Raw genomic sequence first — 19,535 nt, 5'->3', positions numbered from 1 at the left:
AAGCGCTTTGCTCCCTCTTAATCCATCATATACTTTGGCCTAATATTAAATTCCTGGAGTTTACGGTAAAGAGTACTGCGTCCAATTCCCAATAAACGTGCCGCTGGAGCGATTTTACCGTCCGTTTTATTTAGAGTTTGCAGTATTGCTTGTTTGGTCAACTGTGAGAGCAAAGGACCTTCTGAAGAGGCCGGGACAGTCAATTGTTGAATGAAATCTCGGGGCAAATCAGCCGCTGTCAAGACGGGACCTTGCGATAAGGCGACCATACTATAAAGGAAATTTTCGAGCTCCCGAATATTACCAGGCCAGTTATAGGTAAAGAGATGAGCGTAAACATCTCCGGAAATACTGTACTGCGGTTTACCCAAGGATTGGCAAGCCCTATTGACAAAATAAGGGGCAAGATCCCAAATATCTTCCATGCGTTTGTGAAGCGGCGGAAGAGTAATCGTTACAACTTTTAGTCTATAATATAAATCTTGTCTGAACTTTCCTAGACTGACCAGCTCTGCAAGATCCTGATGTGTCGCGGTAATCACCCGGACATTAAGTTTTTTTATTTTATCATCGCCAATTCGAGTGACTTCTTTTTCTTGTAAAACACGGAGAAGGAGAACCTGAATATCCGAAGGCATATCCCCAATTTCATCCAGAAAGATAGTACCTCCATTTGCAAGTTCAAATTTGCCGGCTTGTCCTCCTTTTTTGGCTCCAGTGAAAGCACCGTCTGCATAGCCAAATAATTCACTTTGAGCTAAGGAAGGGGGTAGGGCGGCGCAGTTTATAGCTACAAATGGTCCATTTCTTCGAGGACTCATTTGATGAATATGACGGGCCATCACTTCTTTGCCTACACCGCTTTCACCTTGGAGAAAAACGGATATATCTGAGTCTGCCGCCTTAGCAGCCAAGTCATAGACCTCTTTAGTTACTTGGCTGCGGCCTAGCCAGGGAACCTGTACACTAATGCCGATATTGGCAGATAATACAGGCGTCGATGTATAGATAGACTTATGATGCTCTATACAAGAAAGGGGTTTTTCCTTTTTTACGGGTATTGGTATCACGGGTGAAAGGGTTGGGGGCGGCATTCTAAAGAAATCCTCATAGTCTTGTTCCGAATGCTTGCTTTTTTGGAGTTGAAATAGACGCATATTTTGTTCAATCATTCTGGCCCCCATTAAAGCAAGTTCGAGCAGCGGTTGATTTCGGTTAGCAGACGCACTGGAAATATCAAGTATGCCTTCAACTTCACCGTCACTGTTATAAATAGGAGTAGCCCAACAATTTAAAAAGTGATTTTCGGCAACGAAATGATTGGAACCTAAGATTTTTATGGGTGTTTTTTCAGCCAAAGCAGTACCGATCGCATTCGTGCCTTTAATATTTTCATGCCAACAAGCGCCTGGGGCCAGACTTACCTTCTGGGCACGGGTCATGAAAGAAGGATCGCCGACAGCATTCAGCACATAGCCTTCACGGTCGGAAATGAGCACAATGTAATGAAGATCGCGAAAGATTTGAAGAATATGAGGCAAAACCAGTTCAGAAGCTCTTAACAAAGGTTCATGTTCTTCACAACGCTCTTGCAGTAGATGAGCGGGCAAAACTTCCTTATCAAGGATTCGCTCACTAATTCTGTAATTCTGTGAGCGAAGCCAGGAACGATAAATAACCGGATCGATATCAGAACTAGAGTTTGATCCAGAGACAAAACGATCCCAGTTCTCCTTCATCCGTGTGTCCTCCTTTAACTTCTTAATTCAAATTATACTGCAAGTTATCAAAACCTTTCAACAATTGAATTGAATTTAGTTAGATTTAATTTGATTTAATATGATTTAATTTGAGATATTTGAATTATAATTGGAAAATATATCTAATTTGAGGTGAGGGTAATGGCTAAAAAGAAAATTTACCTCGTGAGACACGGACGAATTAAATCAGATGAGGAAAAACGATATATAGGTCAATCCGACTTAGAACTGACTGAAGAGGGAATTTTGCAGGCTCAAAAGCTTTATCAAACCTTAAAGTCCAATCCTTTGGATCAGATCTATTGCAGTAATTTAAGGCGGACCCAAAAAACAGCTGAAATCATAGGAGCGGGAAGAGGTCTTGTTCCTGTTGTATTGCCGGAGCTCCGGGAAATTAATATGGGTATTTGGGAAGGTGAAAGATTTGCAGATATACGAGCAAATTACCCGGATGAGTTTGAGCGTCGAGGGCAGGATCCAGCCAATTTTAAACCCTTTGGAGGAGAATGTTTCAAAGATCTATATGACCGGGTTATTCCAGTGTTTGAACGAATAATAAATGAGACACAAAAAGATATCCTTTTTGTGTCCCATGCAGGAGTGAATAGGGTCATCCTGGCTTATGCCTTAGGACTGCCACTTAGAAATATTTTTAAATTAAAGCAGGAATATGGATGTTTAAATGTGATCAGTTTTAATGGCAAAACGCTATGCGTAGAAAAGATGAATAGCACTTAAGTATTTTCCTTAAGTATTTTCCTCGAGTTCAATTCCTGCCATCTTAATAAGATATAAAGCATTTCTCGTTGTTGAAATTCCTTTCCTCAGCGTATAATCAAAACGAATTTCCTGATTCTGATAATACTCTCGGAAATGATAGTTTTTAATACGACCGTTACTTTCTGTTTCAAGCTCTCCAAGCTCTAGGTCATGGGTCGAGATAAGTCCCAGTGCGCCATCCTTTTGCAATTGTTTAATCAACGCTTTGGCGCCAAAATGACGGTCATGGGAATTGGTCCCTTTAAAAATTTCATCGAGGAGGAAAAATACCGGCTTGTCGGTTTTGGCGGCTTCAACGATCTGTTTGATTCGTAGAATTTCTGCATAGAACGAAGAGATGCTTTGCTCTAAATTATCGCTGACCCGCATGCATGTCCAAAGATTCATCCTTGAGCAGCGGAATTGTTCGGCACAGACGGGAACACCGATATACGAAAGAACAAGATTGCTTCCTACGGTTCTGAGAAAGGTGCTTTTTCCAGACATGTTTGAGCCGGTAATCAATGTGATAGTTGAGGTTTGATTCATCTCAAAGTCGTTGCACACTCTTTTTTGAGTAAGCAGCGGGTGTCCCATTTTTTTAGCGGATAATCTGTTCTGATCGTCTATTGTCGGCATAATCCATTCTGGGTTCTCAAAGCGAATATTGGCCAGGCTGGAGAGTGCTTCAACCTCAGCAAGGACTTCCAGCCATTGCCTTAAACGCTTTCCGGATTCCTTTTTCCATTCTTCCAAGGCAATCATACATTGATAGTCCCAAAGGGTTAGGATATTAACGATCATAAATATTGCATTTTCTCGGTTAGAAATGCGTTCGGAGATCTGAGAAAGTTTTTGAATTTGCTGATACGCCGTTCGGCCCTTGGAATTGTGAAGATTCTCTTGGCGCACTTTAAGCCAAGGTGATGTAAACGTCTGTTTTTCAAGATGTTTGAGCATTTGAGCATACGTTTTTAAACTGGCCTCATAGCGATAAACTATGGAAAGAACCTGTGAACGACTTTTGCTATAGATTCTAAGAAGTATGTATTGAATGAGGACGAGTAGAACAGGAATTTGCCAGAGTACAAAAAAGTGAAAAGCATAGAGAATAATCATGAGAAGGGCTACTGCGGGAAGAACACGAACACCGAGCTTAAGCGAAGGTTGCAAATAGGCCTCGTTTGATTCCTCTGCCCATCGTAAAAGAGGGGCGGGAGGCTTAAGCTGATTGGAGATGAGGATTCCTTCCAATTCAAAGCGCTGGCGCCAGTCTAATTTTCGGGCCAGCTCTGTTACAGCGGCTTGCCGTTCCATAATCTGTGAAGGATCTTTTAGCGGGTTTTTGAGTATGTTTGCTAAAGCTTCACGTCCCATAGGGGTATGAGCCGAGTTAATCCATTGAAAAAACGACCCTTGTCCGAATAAGTCCAAATCAGAAGCATAAGGATGGGCGTCATCTTTAAAGTCTTCACCTGAATCCGTAAAATTGATCCAATTTCCGGATAAGCGGTATTCTCCCTGTCGGTTTAGATCTATTAATATTCTTAAGGAATTAAGTAGAGAAAGAACGCGCTTGTGTTGAAACGCGAGATATCCAAAGACAATGAGCGTAATAAATCCAAAAGACATACCTATTAAAGGATTTATGGTTCGATAGATAAAGAAGGCTAAGGCAAATCCTAAGACAATGGCGGTTATTCGATAGTTGCTCAAACGATTGGCAGTTCGCTGTTGCTTCTCCAATAGTTTTTCATAAGTCTTGATCCTTAAATTATAACTTTTATGGGGTTCTTTCATGGTACCTCCTGTTATCCGTTTTCTTTTTCTATGTCAGAGTATATGTTCATTTTATTCCACAAATAGCCAAATGAAAAGCAGGAAGGATTCATAGCAGGTACAAGAAGAAAATTGTTAAATAAATGCACGAGCTTTTAACATTTTAAAACTCGTGCGTTTTGTATAATAGTTTCAAGTTCTTAAAAATGAAAGTTCAGCATCATTTGGGAATCCCGAAACGAGAAGTGTACGGTTGAGGAATGCCAAGTCTGCGTTCTTCACGCTGCAACCAGCTGGGTTCAAGCTGTTCTTCAAGTCTTTCCCACCATAAAGGTTCTCTGCCGGGAAGGAAACCCATTTGTCTTTCTAATCTTTCCCACCAAGCCGGTTCAAAGCGTTCTTCGTATAATTCCCAAGAAAGGGGTTCGTACCCCCGAAAAGTGCCGTAAGAAGGATAACAGCATGGAAGATAATGATAAGGATAATAGTACATGAATTTCCACCACCTTAGAAAAATAATTAAATACATTGATCTAGTGGTATAATATTCCAAAATAAGGCGGGAGAAAGTTGGCCTATTCGTTTTCTTAAATTATTGAGAAAATATGTAAGTGCCCTTGGCAAAGGCCAAGGGATTGTCTTTAAACCGGTTAAAGAGTAAAGAAGTTATTCTAAATCGCTCTCCTTTGAAATAACATGGAAGCTTCTTCATTCCCAGTATAAGATCCATAATAATGTGAATGATAATGATCGACGCTTGTACAGCCAGTCAGAAGATGTGTGTGTCCGCCTTCTGGGCATGGTATACTGTGACCTGTGACGCCGCTTGCACAGTGAAGGTGCCCCTGATCGAAGGTTGTTACAGTACTATAATAATGAACATGAGATGGCCCCATGGGAACAGGGGGACCTGTAACCCCGGCCATCCAATGAATATGACCGTTGGTATAGGAAGTAGGGACTCGATAAGAATGAACATGATAATCTGATTCTAATCGCCTCATTCGGTTCACCTCGCCTTCTAATTACAGCTTATGCATTCTTAAGTACAAGGGTGAGATTAAGTCTATCGGTTGGTTTTAATACTTAATATTTTACGATTTAAAAAAGAAGATATTATATGATTTAGGAAGATTTTATTTACAGTAGGAGAAGTATCTATAATGAAGGTTCTGAGTTAAAATTAAATAGATACATTGAGGTTTGTCTGTAGGAGATACTTCCAGTTAAAGAAGGGTGGATATAAAGGTTTGGGTCACAGGGATAAAGATGCACACGAGTGGCGGATGGGATATACAACAGGAAGCTGTGCAGCTGGGGCAGCGAAGGCAGCCTGTCTTGTTTTAATTGATAAATCTTTGGATTCGACAATAGAAATTCCGCTGCCAAGCGGTGAACGCTTGAATCTTCCTCTTAAATGGACAGATAAATGGACAGAAAAGGAGAACCTTTGGGGAGAGCAGGGATTATCAAAGATGCGGGTGATGATCCGGATATTACCCATGGACTTGAAATCCAGGCCAGGGTCCGATGCCTTTCGGGTGAGGGTGAGATTCATATCCGTGGCGGAAAAGGGGTAGGCACTGTTACCAAACGGGGGCTTCAAGTGCCCGTTGGTCAATGCGCAATCAATCCAGTCCCGCAGCAAATGATTCAAAGTGCAGTCCGTGAGGTATTTCCTGTTGAGGAAATTGAAGTGTGGATTGAAGTTCCTTATGGTGAACGAATTGCTTGGCAAACCTTGAATCCAAGATTGGGAATTCTCGGAGGTATTTCGATTTTGGGGACTACAGGAATAGTTCGACCTATGTCGGAAGAAGCATTTAAAAATTCCATTCTGCCAGAATTAGATCAGGCACTGGCTTATGATCACCAGACGCTTATTTTGACACCGGGCCATTATGGTTTTCGAACAGCTGCGGAGAAATTAGGAGTACCGACAGAAGCTATTGTTCAAACAAGCAATTTTATCGGTTTTATTCTGGAGGAAGCGGCTTATCGCAAGGTCGAGAAGGTGATTCTCTTAGGACATATTGGCAAGTTAATTAAAGTGGCTGGCGGCATCTTCCACACACATAACCGTGTAGCAGATGCACGCATGGAAATCCTTGTGGCTCATGCCGCACTTCAAGGACTTTCTTTAGATAAGTTAATACGTCTTTCAGAATTTCCAACAACAGAAGGGGCGGCTACCGAGCTTATTGCATGGGGAGAACAAAGCATAATACATAAAATTGCGGCTCTGGCGAGTAAACGCGCAATGGAGCACGTTCAGGGAAGATTGAAAGTTGGAACGGTATTAACCTTACTCGACGGAAGCTTCATTGGATGGGATGAAAATGCGCGGCACTGGATTCAAGAAAAATGGAAGTGGCAGATAGAAGGATTTTAAGGGACGTTCTAGAATAGAATAATAATTATAAAATGACATTTTAATATGAAATATAAGTTAAGGTTCCTCTGCGGAGGATTAAAAGGGAAGTCGGTGTGATTCCGACGCGGTCCCGCCACTGTGAAAACAAGGTATCCTTTCATTATACCCACTGGGCAACCGGGAAGGGGAAAGGAGCAAAACTTGAAGCCAGGAGACCTGCCTTAATAGTTCACTAACCTACGAGCGATAGGGATGTGTTTAGAATGCTTAAGCTATAAACCATACCCAGGATGAGTCGTTCAAGGCTTATCTTTTTTTATGAGCAAATCCTTTTAGAAAATTCTGATATGGAAATATATAGGATTTAATTGTATGATTACTTTATAACGTTCGGGTTGAGTCGTGGGGGGAAAATAATGATAAAAGTCATCGGAATAGGACCGGGCAGCAGGGAATGGCTTCCGCCTGCAATAGATGAAGTTGTTGCGTCCTGTGAAGTATTATTAGGCGGAAAACGCGCGCTTGAACTCTTTCCTAATTTTCAGGGAGAAAGCCACATTCTCTCGGGAAAACTAAGCGAAGGAATTCAGCAGATACGTGTATCCTTAGCCGAAAAAAAACAGGTAGGGGTTTTAGTTTCTGGAGATCCGGGATTTTACAGTTTCCTGCCCATGTTAAAACGAGAGTTCCCGGAAACGGAAATTATTGTTTATCCAGGGATCAGTTCAATGCAATTTGCTTTTGCCCGTGCGGGTCTGCCTTGGCAAGAGGCTGAATTTGTAAGCGTTCACGGCCGTCCGCTAGAGCGATTGCCATTGACGCTTGAGAGACCTTTAGCTATTCTTACGGGAGGCGAAAATACTCCCCAGAAGGTAGCGGCTTATTATAAGCAGCATAGGATTGATTTGGAAATATCCGTGGGAAACCGTTTGGGTTATCCTGACGAAAAGTGGATAACGACAAGGGTCAATAACTTAATACAGGATACTGCAGAATACAATAATGCAATTGTTATCCTCTATCCGGGAGAGGTTCAACTTTTGGCGGATACAGGTATGGGCATATCTGATGAGGAGTTTATTCGGGGAAAAGTTCCCCTGACCAAGGCTGAAATTCGAGTTCAGGTCCTTGCTAAGGCAAAGATTCGAGAGACAGACAAAGTTTTGGATGTCGGAGCCGGGACGGGAAGCTTAAGTATTGAAGCTGCCCGTTTAGCAAAGAGGGGACTTGTTTTTGCTGTCGAAGAAGATCCGGAGGCTCAAGAGCTTATTTTATTGAACCGAGCAAAGTTTGGGATTCCTAATCTGCAGCTGTTTCGGGGAACAGCCCCTGAGCCTTTTAATGAGCTTCCTTTAGTTGATGTATGTTTAATTGGGGGAAGCAACGGTCACCTCAAAGAAATTATCGAGAGGCTCCCTCTGCGGAAAGGCGGGAGAATGGTTATGACAGCGATTACCTTAGAGACGGTAGGGAGTGGTTTAGAACTTCTGCAGCAACTGGCTTACAAGGAGATTGATGTTATCTCTATTCAAGCTGTTCGTTGGAAAGGTATAAAGAACTTTCATATGGCACAGGCCTTAAATCCTGTATTTATTTTGAGTGCGACAAAAGCGAGTCAATAGATTTGAATTCAGATAGGGAGAAGGAAGTCTTAGATGGCAATCGAAGGAAAGTTTTATGGAATTGGAGTTGGACCGGGGGATCCGCAGCTTTTAACCCTGAGGGCTGTTGGAGTGTTGAAAAATGTGGATATAATTGCTGTGCCAAAATCAAGGATGGAGCGGGAGAGTGTCGCTTGGGACATTGCCAAAGTTCATTGCCCCGAGAATGTTCGGATACTTGAGCTGGAAATGCCGATGACTTCAAATAAAGAAGTACTCCAAAAGGCCTGGCAAAATGCTGCAGATCAGATCATGGAAGTCATGCATACCGGTAAATCTGTGGCGTTCCTAACCTTGGGGGACCCGTCTTTCTACAGCACGTATATTTATCTTTTGAACCTCTTGAAAAAAGAGTTGAACCCCGAACAAATTGAAACAGTTCCGGGAATTACGGCCATGGCAGCAGCCGCTGCGAAAGTGAATCAACCTTTAGCGACGGGAGATGAACCCCTCCTGGTATTGCCAGGGGTTGAAGGCCTGGATCAATACACAGAGATTCCCAACGTGGTGATGATGAAGGCTTCACGCAATCTGCCGGAGGTTCTTCGAAATCTCCAAAAAAGCGGGGGAAAGGCGATTTTAGCAACTCGTGTCGGGCAAGCGGGGGAAGAGATTTGCGAACTGACAGAGCAGGACGAAATGGAAAAGATCGATTATTTAAGCCTAGTGCTTATTCGGAGGGAATAATATGGAGGCAAAAACAGGACAGGTCATTTTTGTTGGGGCAGGACCCGGTGATCCTGAACTGATAACCCTTAAAGGCAAAAAAGCTCTTGAAGCTGCGGATCGCGTGATTTACGCAGGGTCTCTGGTTAACCCGGAACTCCTTCAATATTGTCGGCCGGGAATTCCCTTGCATGACAGCGCGCATTTAACGTTAGAAGATACTCTGCGCCTGATGATCGAAGGAGTAGAGCAAAAAGAAATTGTGGTCAGGCTCCATACGGGGGATCCGAGCGTTTATGGCGCAATTCAGGAACAGATGGAGCCTCTTGAAAAAAAGAACATTCCTTATACTGTAATTCCGGGAGTGAGTTCAGTTTTTGCTGCAGCTGCTTCGGTTAAAAAGGAGTTTACTGTGCCTGAAGTCAGTCAGACGGTTATCTTGACCCGTTTGGCTGGGCGTACTCCCGTTCCGGAACGGGAAAGCCTTGCTGAACTCGCAAAGCATCGGGCGAGCATGGCTATTTTCCTAAGTGTGCAGGATATGGGACGTGTGGTTCAAGAACTGCTTGCCGGCTATTCCCCGGAAACGCCGGTCGCCGTGATTTATCGTGCGAGCTGGGAGGATGAACAGCAGGTTTATGGAACTTTAGCAACCATTGAAGAAAGGGTTAAACAAGAGGGGATAAAAAAACAAGCTCAAATTCTGGTGGGAGATTTTTTGAATTTCCACGAAGGATCGCGCTCTAAACTTTATGATCCTGAATTTACCCATGAATATCGGACGGGACAAAAATCATGACTGTTTTTTCAAATAATACATGGACTATAGCGAAAAAGGCCCTTCGAAGCGCGGTTATCGTTCTTACGGACCAAGGTTTAGTTACTGGGGTAAGAATTATCGAAACGTTTCAAGAGCGTAAAGTTAGCAGTTTCTCTATTGGGGAGTCAGCTTTTCTGTTTGATAATCCGGTAGAGCCGGAGCTTTGGATTCATAAAAAATGCGATGTTTCTCAGATGATAAGGGAAAAGTATAATTGCCATAACTTCGAACGTCTATCGGAGATTTTACCGGATTTATGGCGTGAAGCCTTCTTACTTATTTTTGTGATGGCTGCAGGAATTGTGGTTCGGCAAATCGCTTCTTTAATTCAAAGGAAGGATTGCGACCCTGCCGTGCTAGTATTGGATGAAAAGGGACAGTTTGTTATTTCCCTGCTCTCGGGCCATCTCGGGGGCGCCAATGCCTGGACCCAGGAGCTCGCTGATCGACTGGGAGCTCAACCTGTAATTACGACGGCGACCGATGTTCACGGTCTAATTGCTCCCGATGAATACGCTCGGCGACTTGGATGGTCGGTCGAACCCATAAACGGATTAAAGAAAGTTAATCGGTATCTATTAGACAAAGGGCAGCTTAAAATTTGGTCGGAGATCCACTTATCTCCTGAGCATCCTTTAAAGAAGGATAAACATTATTATTTTGTTAGTGCAGAGGAAAAAGAAACAGCTCAAATTTGGGTGACTCCTTTCTCGAGGCCTTTGAGGGGTAAGGAGAAAATTCCGAATGAGAAAGAAGAAAAGCTTCCCTGGCTGATTCTGGTGCCAAGAGCACTATGCATAGGAGTAGGAAGCCGGCGGGGAATAAGCAAGGAAAAAGTTCTTGAAGCTATTCAAGCTTCTTTGACTAAGATCAAGGCAACGGATCAAAGCATCCTTGGAATTTTCAGCATTGATATAAAGCAAAATGAAGCGGGAATTGTTGAAGCAGCCCAAGAACTGGGTGTTCCGTTTCAAAGCTTTACTGCCAGTGAGATACAGAACGCTGTTAACCGACAGGAGTTGTCACGTTCGGAATTCGTGAAAGAAAAGATTGGAGTGGATGGAGTATGCGAGGCAGCCAGCCTGTTGGGGACGAAACAAGGGGAACTCATTCTTCCCAAGCAGATACGAAACGGAGTAACCGTTGCGATAAGTATGGAAAGATCTTTGTTATAGGAATCGGACCGGGAAGTTCGGAGCATATGACGGTGCGAGCCCAAAAAGTATGGGAAGAGGTTGAAATCGTTGCAGGCTATATTACCTATATCGATCTCGTTCGCCCTTTTATCGGTGAGAAAAAGATAGTTTCGACAGGTATGCGTCAGGAGATCGACCGCTGCCGTGAGGTCGTACGGTTGGCGCAGGAGGGAAACTCAGTCGCTCTTGTCAGCAGCGGTGACGCTGGGATTTACGGTATGGCCGGAATTCTGATTGAATGCCTGCAAGAGGCGGGCTGTATCGATATGCCTTTGGAGATTATTCCCGGTGTGACTGCAGCCAACGCTGCGGCATCTCAGCTTGGTGCGCCGCTCATGCACGATTTTGCAGTGATCAGCTTAAGCGATCTTCTTACACCCTGGGAGCTAATCCTCAAACGGACGCGTTTAGCGGCTGAGGGAGATTTCGTACTTGCGATCTACAACCCTAAAAGCAAAGGACGGCAGGAACAAATCGAAGAAATCCGCAAGCTCCTTTTAGAGATCCGTTCACCTGAGACTCCTGTGGGAATCGTGCGTGAGGCCTTGCGGGGAGAGACTCCGCAAGTCACGATATCCACCTTGGAAGAATTCACGCGTTTACCGATCGATATGCTGACGACGGTGATCATCGGAAGCTCACAGACCAAGGTCATTGGACCCTATATGGTGACTCCGAGAGGATATGTTTTATGAACCTGTTCGTTCTGGCAGGGACTGAGGATGGACGTCATTTGGCAGGTGAACTGGAATTGCGCGGACATCAGGTCTGGGTTTCAACGTTAACAGAATACGGAGCGCAAATTGCTGAGGCTCAAGGCTTGCAAACGCGTTATGGAGCTTTAAATCAAGCGGAGTTTATAGCGCTGATTCAGCAAAATTCAATTGAGGGTTTGATTGATGCGACTCATCCCTATGCAGAAAAAATTCATGAGTTAGCCCGACATGTAAGTGAAGAGGTTGGAATTCCTTATTTACGCTGGGAAAGGCCAAAGATTGTTCAAGAAACTTCTCCGCTGATTCATTGGGCGGCAGACTTGGCGGAAGCCGGTGCACTAGCATGCCGCTTGGGGCAGCGGATCTTTTTAACGACGGGCAGCAAAAATTTAAAGGACTGGCTTGAATTGCCTGGCTTTAAGGAGCGCGAAATTTTTGCCCGCGTTTTGCCTCGTTCCGAGGTTCTAGTTCAGTGTGAGGCACTTGGACTTAAGCCGTATCAAATTATTGCAGCGCAGGGGCCTTTTAGTCAGCGTTTCAATGAAGCGCTTTGGGAGCAGTTGAAAATTGATGTTGTAATCACCAAAGAAAGCGGACAGGTTGGGGGTACGGACGAGAAGATTAAATCCTGTCTTAATCTAGGAATTCCGGTTATCGTTTTGGAACGCCCAAGGACAGAGTACTCGGAACCTATGGAATCAATGGAGGATTTTATGAAAAGGGTGGAGGAGTTAAAATGACGACGGAAATCATTCTTCTTGGGCACGGCAGCCGCCGGAAGGAAGCGAATGAAGGATTAATAGAAGTTGCCCATAAGGTTGAAACAATATTAGGAGAAAAAGTTACCCCGGCATTTATGGAGAATGCCGAACCCAGCTTGCCGAAAGTTGTGGAGGCGAAAGTAGAAACCGGGGCTCAGCGGATTGTGATTATGCCTTTATTTCTTTTTCGGGGAATTCATGTTACGGTCGATATTCATAATGAGGTCCGGGAAATTCAGGAGCAACACCCGGACGTGGAGATTGTCTTTACGGCAGAACTTGGCGCGGATGATGCCATTGCTTCCTTAGCATGCTCAAGGATTAAGGAGGCCATAGGAGTATGAGCGATTTTCTGACCGATCCGGCTCAAATAGAACGTGACAGCATGTCTTTTATCCATCGTCATTTGCAAAAGACATGGAAAAAGCAGGAGCTTAAGATCGTCGAACGGTTAATTCATACGACTGGAGATTTAGAGCTGGAATCAGTGATTGCGATTCATGAACGTGCCGTTGAGGCTGGACTTCAGGCTTTAAAACAAGGGGCGCCAGTTATTACGGATGTGGAAATGGTCCGTGCAGGTATTGCCAAAAAGGCTCTTGCTGATTTGGGAGGAAGCGCGGAATGTTTTTTAGGAGACCCGCGTATACCCGAAAAAGCGGCCGAGTGGGGACTGACTCGAACCATGACTGCCTTGCGTTTAAATAAAGAACGTTTGAACGGTGCCATTGTCGCAGTTGGCAATGCGCCGACGGCTTTAGTGGAAGTCTTAGAGCTTGCACAGAATCCTGAATACCGGCCTGCTTTGATTGTCGGGATTCCTGTAGGGTTTGTCGGAGCGAAGGAAGCCAAGGATCTGCTTTGGCAGAAGCAGGAGATTCCCTCAATTACAGTGCTGGGAACGCGCGGGGGCAGCCCGCTTGCGGCATCGGCTGTCAATGCACTGATTTATTTGGCTGTCGGGAGAACGGTTTAAATAAGCTTACTTTATGAGAACAAATGACCATGATTTTGATTTACATCGGTCACTCTGTAAGCTGCGCGGACAAGACTAACGCGTAAGTCCTCCGCTGCGACGGGAGGTCGCATGATTACCATCCTTGGCACATGCGACACTTGACACATCCATGTGTCTTCGCTGGCCAAATCGGCTCCTGCCTCACTGGCCAGTTGGAAACGTCCTGTTTCCAACCCGTCTCCGCTGCGGACTTTTCGCGAAGTCTTGTTGCCGCTCGCTTTGAAGCCGTTCCCTCCTGTAAATCAAAATCCTTCTGCAATTTTGTATTTCATGCCTTTGAATTCTTCTAAGCAAGTTTCGATTACAGAAAGCGAGGACTCTACGCCGAGCTACAACCAAGCTTGGCAAAACTGCCTCAGATTTAGCGGGACGAGTCACACGATGTGACTCGCCGATACTGAGCCAGGGATGGCGAATTTGAGGGTATCCTGCAGCTTTCATCAAGCGGTTTTGCCCTTAGCTTGGTCTGCGAGCGTACGTCTAAGCTTCTGTAATGAAACTCTGCTTTAAAAATACTAATTTCAGGAGGTGATTTAAAAGTGAGTCATGATGAAATAGAAACAGAGAAACAGCTGAAGCCTCAGAAGCAAGGACAATCGCCGAAGCATCCCGGCGCAGCTCGGCTTATGATTCAAGGGACCTCTTCAAATGTGGGGAAGAGCGTTTTAGCAGCAGCTTTCTGTCGGATTTTTTATCAGGAAGGGTATCAGGTGAGTCCGTTTAAAGCGCAAAATATGGCGCTGAACTCTTTTATTACAATTACTGGCGGAGAAATGGGCCGTGCTCAGGTCGTTCAAGCCCAGGCCGCGGGAGTTGAACCGGATGTGCGGATGAACCCGATTCTTCTAAAACCGACTGGACATACGGGGTCTCAGGTTGTGATCATGGGAAAAGCACAGGGCACAATGTCAGCACTTAGTTATCACGGTGAATATCAAAGAAAAACTTGGCCGGTGGTACAAGAAGCCTTGCATGCTCTTCTCAAAGAAAATGAAGTGGTAATCATTGAAGGCGCAGGCAGTCCGGCAGAAGTGAATCTAAAACAAAATGATATTGTCAATATGCGGGTTGCCCTTGAAGGGCAAGTTCCCGTCTTGCTTGTTGCCGACATTGATCGGGGCGGAGCCCTTGCATCTGTCGTGGGTACTTTGGAATTGTTGGAACCGGAAGAACGGCAGATGATTCGAGGGATTATCCTAAACAAGTTTCGTGGTGATCTCGCACTTCTTCAACCCGCACTTGATTTCTTGGAACAAAAGACAGGAATACCTGTGGTTGGAGTTGTTCCCTATTTCGATCATTTCCGGATTCCTGAAGAGGATTCGGTTGTTTTGGAAGAACGGGGAACATCGGGAACAAAGCTTAAACAGGGCAGTAGAAAAGATGCTGACGGTGAGCATGAAACAGATTCCTTATCTTTGGATCATTTAGATATTGCGGTCATTCGTCTGCCTTATCTCTCGAATTTTACGGATTTTGATCCTTTGGAAGATGAAGCCGATGTGACTTTGCGGTATGTGAAAGAGCTTGAAGAATGGGGCAGCCCTGATTTGGTTATCATTCCCGGGAGTAAAAATACATTGGCAGATCTTCGCTTTTTATGGGAAAGTGGATTAGCCGAGAAAATTTATTCTGTATGGAAAGAAGATCTTCCTGTGATTGGAATTTGCGGAGGTTATCAGATGTTGGGGAAGGTTGTCCGCGATCCTTTGCATACGGAGTCTGATTTAGAAGAAATTAAAGGGCTGGGAATTCTTCCGATGGAGACCGAGTTTGCACTTGAAAAGCATACGGTGCAAAGCCGAGGAACCGTAATCCTGAATTCTCTTTTTCTTGATAAATGTCAAGGCGAGGAAGTTCAGGGTTACGAAATACACATGGGCCGTTCCTTCGCGGAGGGATCCCCGTTATTCCAAATCAAGGGGCGGGAGAAAGTTTATGGAGATGGGGTTCAGGCGGGAAGTGCTATAGGGACCTATTTGCATGGACTTTTTGATAACGATTCACTGCGAAGTGCTTTGCTTGAGTGGCTTTGGGAAAGAAGAGGAGAAAAGCGTTCGGCGAAACGTTCCCCTTCTCAAGCAGCCATTCGAGAACAGGCCTTTAATGAACTCGCTGAACTTGTACGTAAAAGTATCGACTTGGAAAAAGTTCGTCATATTATGGGTCTCGGAAGTGAGTGTTCAAGGTGATCATTTCTTCAGCAGGGTCTTACTTATGGGGTTTTGTTTTGGATCAGATTATAGGGGATCCCCGGGGATGGCCTCATCCCGTTGTTGGAATGGGGAGGCTGATTGCTTGGGGTGAGAAATATTGGAATTGTGGAACTTCCCGACTACGCAAGTTACGCGGAGCGTTCCTGGCTATTCTCGTGATAAGTTTCAGCTTTTTGCTGACAGCGGGTCTTATCAGGGGGGGCGCTTACGTTCATCCTTGGTTAGGCAGGGCATTAGAAGTGGTGTTATTCGCTTCGACACTTGCCGGGAAGTCCCTGTTGGACGCCGGTAAAACGGTTTCGACACCGCTGAGACAGGGAAATCTTCCTGAGGCGCGGCAAAAGCTGGGCTGGTTTGTAAGCCGAGATACGAGCAATTTGGCTGAGGCGGAGATTGTTCGGGGGGCTGTTGAAACGTTAGCAGAGAATTTCGTTGACGGAATTCTTTCACCCTTATTTTTCATGGCTGTAGGCGGGGTACCTTTGGCAATGGCCTTTAAGGCTGTCAGTACGCTTGATTCTATGATTGGATATCGAAATGAGCGCTATCAGGATTTCGGTTGGTTTGCTGCACGAACGGATGACTGGGCAAACTATATTCCAGCCCGACTCGCGGTAGGATTTTTGCTTTTCGCGGGGTGGCTTAAGAAGCTGCCTGTTCGCCATGCTTATTTGATTTGGAAACGAGATGCCAAAGCTCACCCAAGTCCGAATGGAGGGAATCCTGAGAGCATCGCTGCTGGTTTACTCGGAGTTCGTTTAGGGGGAATCAATATCTATGACGGCGAAATTCACCATCGAGCGGAAATGGGTGATCCTTTACATGAGCTGACGTGGAGGGATATTGTTGCTTGTGAGGGGCTTATCCGGTGGGCAACGTGGCTCTCCTTTAGCACGTTTTTGCTGCTGATTCTTATCGTTAAAGGGGGCGGTCTATCGTGAGTATTCCACGTGTTGTAATTGCAGGAACGCATAGTGGTGTGGGCAAGACAACCCTTGCAACAGGGATCATGGCTGCGTTAACGCAGCGAGGCCGTTCGGTGCAAGGATATAAAATCGGACCTGATTATATTGATCCTACCTTTCATGCATTGGCGACCGGGCGTCCCTCAAGGAATCTTGACCGCTGGCTTTTAGGGGACCACTTCGCCCGTATTTTTGCAAGAACGGCAAAAGATCATTGGGCTGTCATCGAAGGGGTAATGGGGCTTTTTGATGGAATGTCGGGGACTCAGGGCTTTGGGAGTACAGCCGACGTTGCCAAAGAGCTTAACGCACCGGTAATCCTTGTCGTTGATGCGATCAATATGTCCCGCAGTGCGGCAGCCTTGGTTCATGGCTTTTGTACCTTTGATCCGGAAGTCAAGATTCAAGGCGTAATTCTCAACCGCGTTAAATCGAGTTCCCAAGAAAAGCTATTAAGAGAAGCGATGGCAGAAATAGAAGTTCCGATTGTAGGGGCAGTTCCTAAGGAAGAGGCCCTGCATCTTCCGGAACGCCATTTGGGGTTAGTGCCTTCTCAGGAACGTAAATTCCAGGATTCCTTCTGGGAAGACTTATATCGAATCATTACAAAATATATTGATTTGGATCAGCTTGAAAAAATAATGTTGAAAACATCCGATTATCTCGAAAAGAAGCCGACATCTTGTCGAAGAAATCCCGATGATTTTCGGCCGCGGTTAGGAATCGCTCGGGATGAAGCCTTTTCCTTTTATTATCAAGATGCTTTGGAAGAAGCTGAAGCATTAGGGTTTACGCTCATACCGTTTAGTCCTTTGCACGATTCGGCTCTGCCTGATCATCTGGATGGGATTTTTCTCGGCGGAGGTTTTCCGGAACTGCATCTTGAGGAACTGAGCCGGAACCATTCCTTTCATCAATCTCTTCAGGAATTTGCGGATTCAGGGAAAGCAATCTATGCGGAATGCGGAGGGTATATGTATCTCGGAGAATCGGTTAAAGATTTTGAAGGGAAACAGTTTCCAATGGTTTCTATAATTCCTATGAAAGCGGAGATGACTTCTCGTCTGCAAGGCTTGGGGTATCGAGCTGGGATTCTTGCTAAGGATACGTTCTTTGGTTCAAAGGGAACTTCTGTACAGGGTCATGAATTTCACTATTCCCAAGTTCAATTTAGAGCTAACCCGGAGACGGAGGGCTTTTACGCCTATCAATTGTTTAAAACAGGAAAGTTTCACAAAATGGAGGGATATGCAAAAGGAAATGTTTTTGGATCCTACCTTCATCTAAATTTTGCAGGTTATCCAGAACTTTGGCATTATTGGAAGTGCTGGATACAGGATAAAGGTGTCGAGAAATGATTCGTGTTTATACGGGAGACGGAAAGGGAAAAACAACCTCTGCCTTAGGGGATGCATTAAATGCTTATTCGCAGGGAATTAAAGTCTTAATCCTCCAATTCTTTAAAGGAAGTACCTATATGGGAGAGTTATATGGGTTAAATCGCCTAGGAATAACGGTTGTGCAATTGGGGACCGGGTGCAGATGGTCGGGGCTTATTCGAACAGGTCTTCGACATTGTACGGGGTGTGGAGAATGTTTCCGCGAGAACCGAAACCCTAAGATCGCACTGCCGCTGATTCAAGAAGGACTTCGCTTTTTAAAGGAACAGCTGCAAAGCGCGGAGTATGGCATGATCATTTTGGATGAAGTCAGTCATGCCTTAAAGCATGGTTTTTTGCAAAGGGAAGAGATCAATGGGATTTTTGGCTTAGGTCCATCAATTGAGTGGGTTTTGACGGGGAGAAACTTTCCGAAAGAGTGGCTGGAAACGGCTGACGAATGGTTTGAGCTGAAAGCAATTAAACACCCCTTTAAGGAAGGAATAAGAAGCCGCAGGGGGATTGAATATTGATGAGCGAATATTATGGTTGGGCTCAATGTCCGGGTACCTGTGGCGAGTGGATTCAAGGAGGCAAAGAGGGCATCCCTTTTCTTATCGATTGCCCGGTTAACCGCTATGTAGAGCTTGAAACTTACTGTGTAACACTGCCGGGAAAAGAAAATTCAGAATGGCGGATTTCACCGCAAAAAACAAAAACAGAAAAGGCGCTGATGCTTTTAGCTAAACGCATTGGCATAAACTTTAAGGGAACGGTGAAATTTCATTCTGAACTTCCTGTGGGTAAAGGCATGGCGAGTTCGAGCGCTGATCTGTCTGCGGTAATGGCTTCAGTACTCACTTCCATAGACATTTCTTGGAGCCCCGAAGATTTAGCCAAAATTGCCTTGACAATAGAACCCTCTGATCCTGTGATGTTTCCAGGTATTATAGAATTCGCTCATCAGGACGGGAAGTATATGCAGGAATTGGGGCCCAATGCGGAAGCCCATCTGCTTGTGCTTGATTGGGGCGGAATTGTTGATACCCAACGTTTTAATACTCTTTCCGGACTAAAGTTTCACTACAGAAAAAATGAGTTAAAAATTCAGAAGGCACTTCAGATTTTCTATGAGGGAATATCTGAATCCGATTTAGAAAAGCTGGCCTATGCAAGTACCATCAGTGCCCAATGCAATCAAGAGATTAATCCTAAGCCTTTTACACAAGAATTTATCCGGTTTGTACAGAGAATGGGCGGGCTTGGAATTTTGACGGCTCACAGCGGGACGATAACTGCAGGCATTTTCCCTCCTGAAATATCTGCAGGCCAAAAAGAGGAGATCTTAGAATCTCTTCATATCCAGTTCAAGCCTGCTCGGAGTGAGTGGATGGAAACACAAAACGGTGGTATTAAGAGCTTATCCCTTAAAGATAGACTTATAAAAGATAAAATTTAAGGTATA

Annotated in this window: 18 protein-coding genes, 1 pseudogene and 1 riboswitch; of the genes and pseudogenes, 15 read left to right on the top strand and 4 right to left on the bottom strand. The window is 44.8% G+C overall.

The genetic code is table 11. The features are described from left to right. Window positions 1-17 precede the first annotated feature (17 nt). Complete coding sequence (locus ACHOLT_RS18875) at window positions 18-1,739, bottom strand: sigma-54-dependent Fis family transcriptional regulator (protein WP_425803830.1); 1,722 nt, start codon at window positions 1,737-1,739, stop codon at window positions 18-20. Between the two features lie 162 nt (window positions 1,740-1,901). Between ACHOLT_RS18875 and cobC the strand changes: the two genes are divergently transcribed. Next, the gene (cobC, locus tag ACHOLT_RS18870) at window positions 1,902-2,498 is read left to right on the top strand and encodes an alpha-ribazole phosphatase (protein WP_425803828.1); all 597 of its coding nucleotides are present in this window, start codon (window positions 1,902-1,904) and stop codon (window positions 2,496-2,498) included. A 9-nt stretch (window positions 2,499-2,507) separates the two neighbouring features. Here the strand turns inward: cobC and ACHOLT_RS18865 are convergent, their stop codons facing one another. The 3 genes from ACHOLT_RS18865 to ACHOLT_RS18855 all read right to left on the bottom strand — a co-directional run bounded on the left by ACHOLT_RS18865 (window position 2,508) and on the right by ACHOLT_RS18855 (window position 5,302). Then, a complete protein-coding gene (locus ACHOLT_RS18865) occupies window positions 2,508-4,319 on the bottom strand; it encodes a MutS-related protein (RefSeq protein WP_425803825.1) in 1,812 nt (603 codons plus the stop codon). Window positions 4,320-4,518: 199 nt separating this feature from the next. Then, window positions 4,519-4,791, bottom strand: a complete 273-nt coding sequence (locus ACHOLT_RS18860; RefSeq protein WP_425803822.1) for a hypothetical protein — start codon at window positions 4,789-4,791, stop codon at window positions 4,519-4,521. Between the two features lie 178 nt (window positions 4,792-4,969). Continuing rightward, a complete protein-coding gene (locus ACHOLT_RS18855; RefSeq protein WP_425803820.1) occupies window positions 4,970-5,302 on the bottom strand; it encodes a YmaF family protein in 333 nt (110 codons plus the stop codon). A gap of 282 nt (window positions 5,303-5,584) precedes the next feature. Between ACHOLT_RS18855 and cbiD the strand changes: the two are divergent. From cbiD to ACHOLT_RS18785, 14 genes and pseudogenes are all read left to right on the top strand, one after another. After that, window positions 5,585-6,690: pseudogene (gene cbiD / locus ACHOLT_RS18850) on the top strand (cobalt-precorrin-5B (C(1))-methyltransferase CbiD). Between the two features lie 43 nt (window positions 6,691-6,733). Continuing rightward, window positions 6,734-6,910, top strand: a riboswitch (cobalamin riboswitch). Between the two features lie 178 nt (window positions 6,911-7,088). Beyond that, a complete protein-coding gene (cbiE, locus tag ACHOLT_RS18845) occupies window positions 7,089-8,294 on the top strand; it encodes a precorrin-6y C5,15-methyltransferase (decarboxylating) subunit CbiE (RefSeq protein ID WP_425803817.1) in 1,206 nt (401 codons plus the stop codon). A gap of 33 nt (window positions 8,295-8,327) precedes the next feature. After that, window positions 8,328-9,020 (top strand): precorrin-2 C(20)-methyltransferase, encoded by a 693-nt coding sequence (gene cobI, locus ACHOLT_RS18840; protein ID WP_425803815.1) that lies wholly within the window; start codon window positions 8,328-8,330, stop codon window positions 9,018-9,020. A 1-nt stretch (window position 9,021) separates the two neighbouring features. After that, a complete protein-coding gene (cobM, locus tag ACHOLT_RS18835; RefSeq protein WP_425803812.1) occupies window positions 9,022-9,798 on the top strand; it encodes a precorrin-4 C(11)-methyltransferase in 777 nt (258 codons plus the stop codon). Next, window positions 9,795-10,994, top strand: a complete 1,200-nt coding sequence (locus ACHOLT_RS18830) for a cobalt-precorrin 5A hydrolase (RefSeq protein ID WP_425803809.1) — start codon at window positions 9,795-9,797, stop codon at window positions 10,992-10,994. The genes cobM and ACHOLT_RS18830 overlap by 4 nt, the downstream gene beginning before the upstream one ends. 26 nt (window positions 10,995-11,020) lie before the next feature. Then, a complete protein-coding gene (gene cobJ / locus ACHOLT_RS18825) occupies window positions 11,021-11,710 on the top strand; it encodes a precorrin-3B C(17)-methyltransferase (protein WP_425803807.1) in 690 nt (229 codons plus the stop codon). Beyond that, window positions 11,707-12,471 (top strand): precorrin-6A reductase, encoded by a 765-nt coding sequence (gene cobK / locus ACHOLT_RS18820; RefSeq protein ID WP_425803804.1) that lies wholly within the window; start codon window positions 11,707-11,709, stop codon window positions 12,469-12,471. The genes cobJ and cobK overlap by 4 nt, the downstream gene beginning before the upstream one ends. After that, window positions 12,468-12,836 carry a sirohydrochlorin chelatase gene (locus ACHOLT_RS18815; protein ID WP_425803801.1) on the top strand — a complete coding sequence of 123 codons (369 nt, stop codon included), beginning with the start codon at window positions 12,468-12,470 and terminating at the stop codon, window positions 12,834-12,836. The genes cobK and ACHOLT_RS18815 overlap by 4 nt, the downstream gene beginning before the upstream one ends. After that, window positions 12,833-13,468 (top strand): precorrin-8X methylmutase, encoded by a 636-nt coding sequence (locus ACHOLT_RS18810; RefSeq protein WP_425803799.1) that lies wholly within the window; start codon window positions 12,833-12,835, stop codon window positions 13,466-13,468. Before ACHOLT_RS18815 ends, ACHOLT_RS18810 begins: the two co-directional genes overlap by 4 nt. Before the next feature lie 668 nt (window positions 13,469-14,136). Further along, window positions 14,137-15,702, top strand: coding sequence for a cobyric acid synthase (locus ACHOLT_RS18805; protein WP_425808171.1), 1,566 nt, complete (start codon window positions 14,137-14,139; stop codon window positions 15,700-15,702). Further along, window positions 15,699-16,667, top strand: coding sequence for an adenosylcobinamide-phosphate synthase CbiB (gene cbiB / locus ACHOLT_RS18800; RefSeq protein WP_425803797.1), 969 nt, complete (start codon window positions 15,699-15,701; stop codon window positions 16,665-16,667). The genes ACHOLT_RS18805 and cbiB overlap by 4 nt, the downstream gene beginning before the upstream one ends. After that, a complete protein-coding gene (locus ACHOLT_RS18795; protein ID WP_425803794.1) occupies window positions 16,664-18,049 on the top strand; it encodes a cobyrinate a,c-diamide synthase in 1,386 nt (461 codons plus the stop codon). The genes cbiB and ACHOLT_RS18795 overlap by 4 nt, the downstream gene beginning before the upstream one ends. Continuing rightward, window positions 18,046-18,603: a cob(I)yrinic acid a,c-diamide adenosyltransferase gene (locus ACHOLT_RS18790; protein WP_425803792.1), complete on the top strand. Its 558-nt coding sequence runs from the start codon at window positions 18,046-18,048 to the stop codon at window positions 18,601-18,603. Before ACHOLT_RS18795 ends, ACHOLT_RS18790 begins: the two co-directional genes overlap by 4 nt. Continuing rightward, window positions 18,603-19,529, top strand: coding sequence for a GHMP kinase (locus tag ACHOLT_RS18785; RefSeq protein ID WP_425803789.1), 927 nt, complete (start codon window positions 18,603-18,605; stop codon window positions 19,527-19,529). Before ACHOLT_RS18790 ends, ACHOLT_RS18785 begins: the two co-directional genes overlap by 1 nt. Window positions 19,530-19,535: the final 6 nt, after the last annotated feature.

It is taken from the genome of Desulfitobacterium nosdiversum, from assembly GCF_049860565.1.
Lineage (GTDB): Bacteria > Bacillota > Desulfitobacteriia > Desulfitobacteriales > Desulfitobacteriaceae > Desulfitobacterium_A > Desulfitobacterium_A nosdiversum.
Note: the sequence above shows the minus strand (reverse complement) of the source record. Positions and strands in the feature narration are given on the sequence as shown.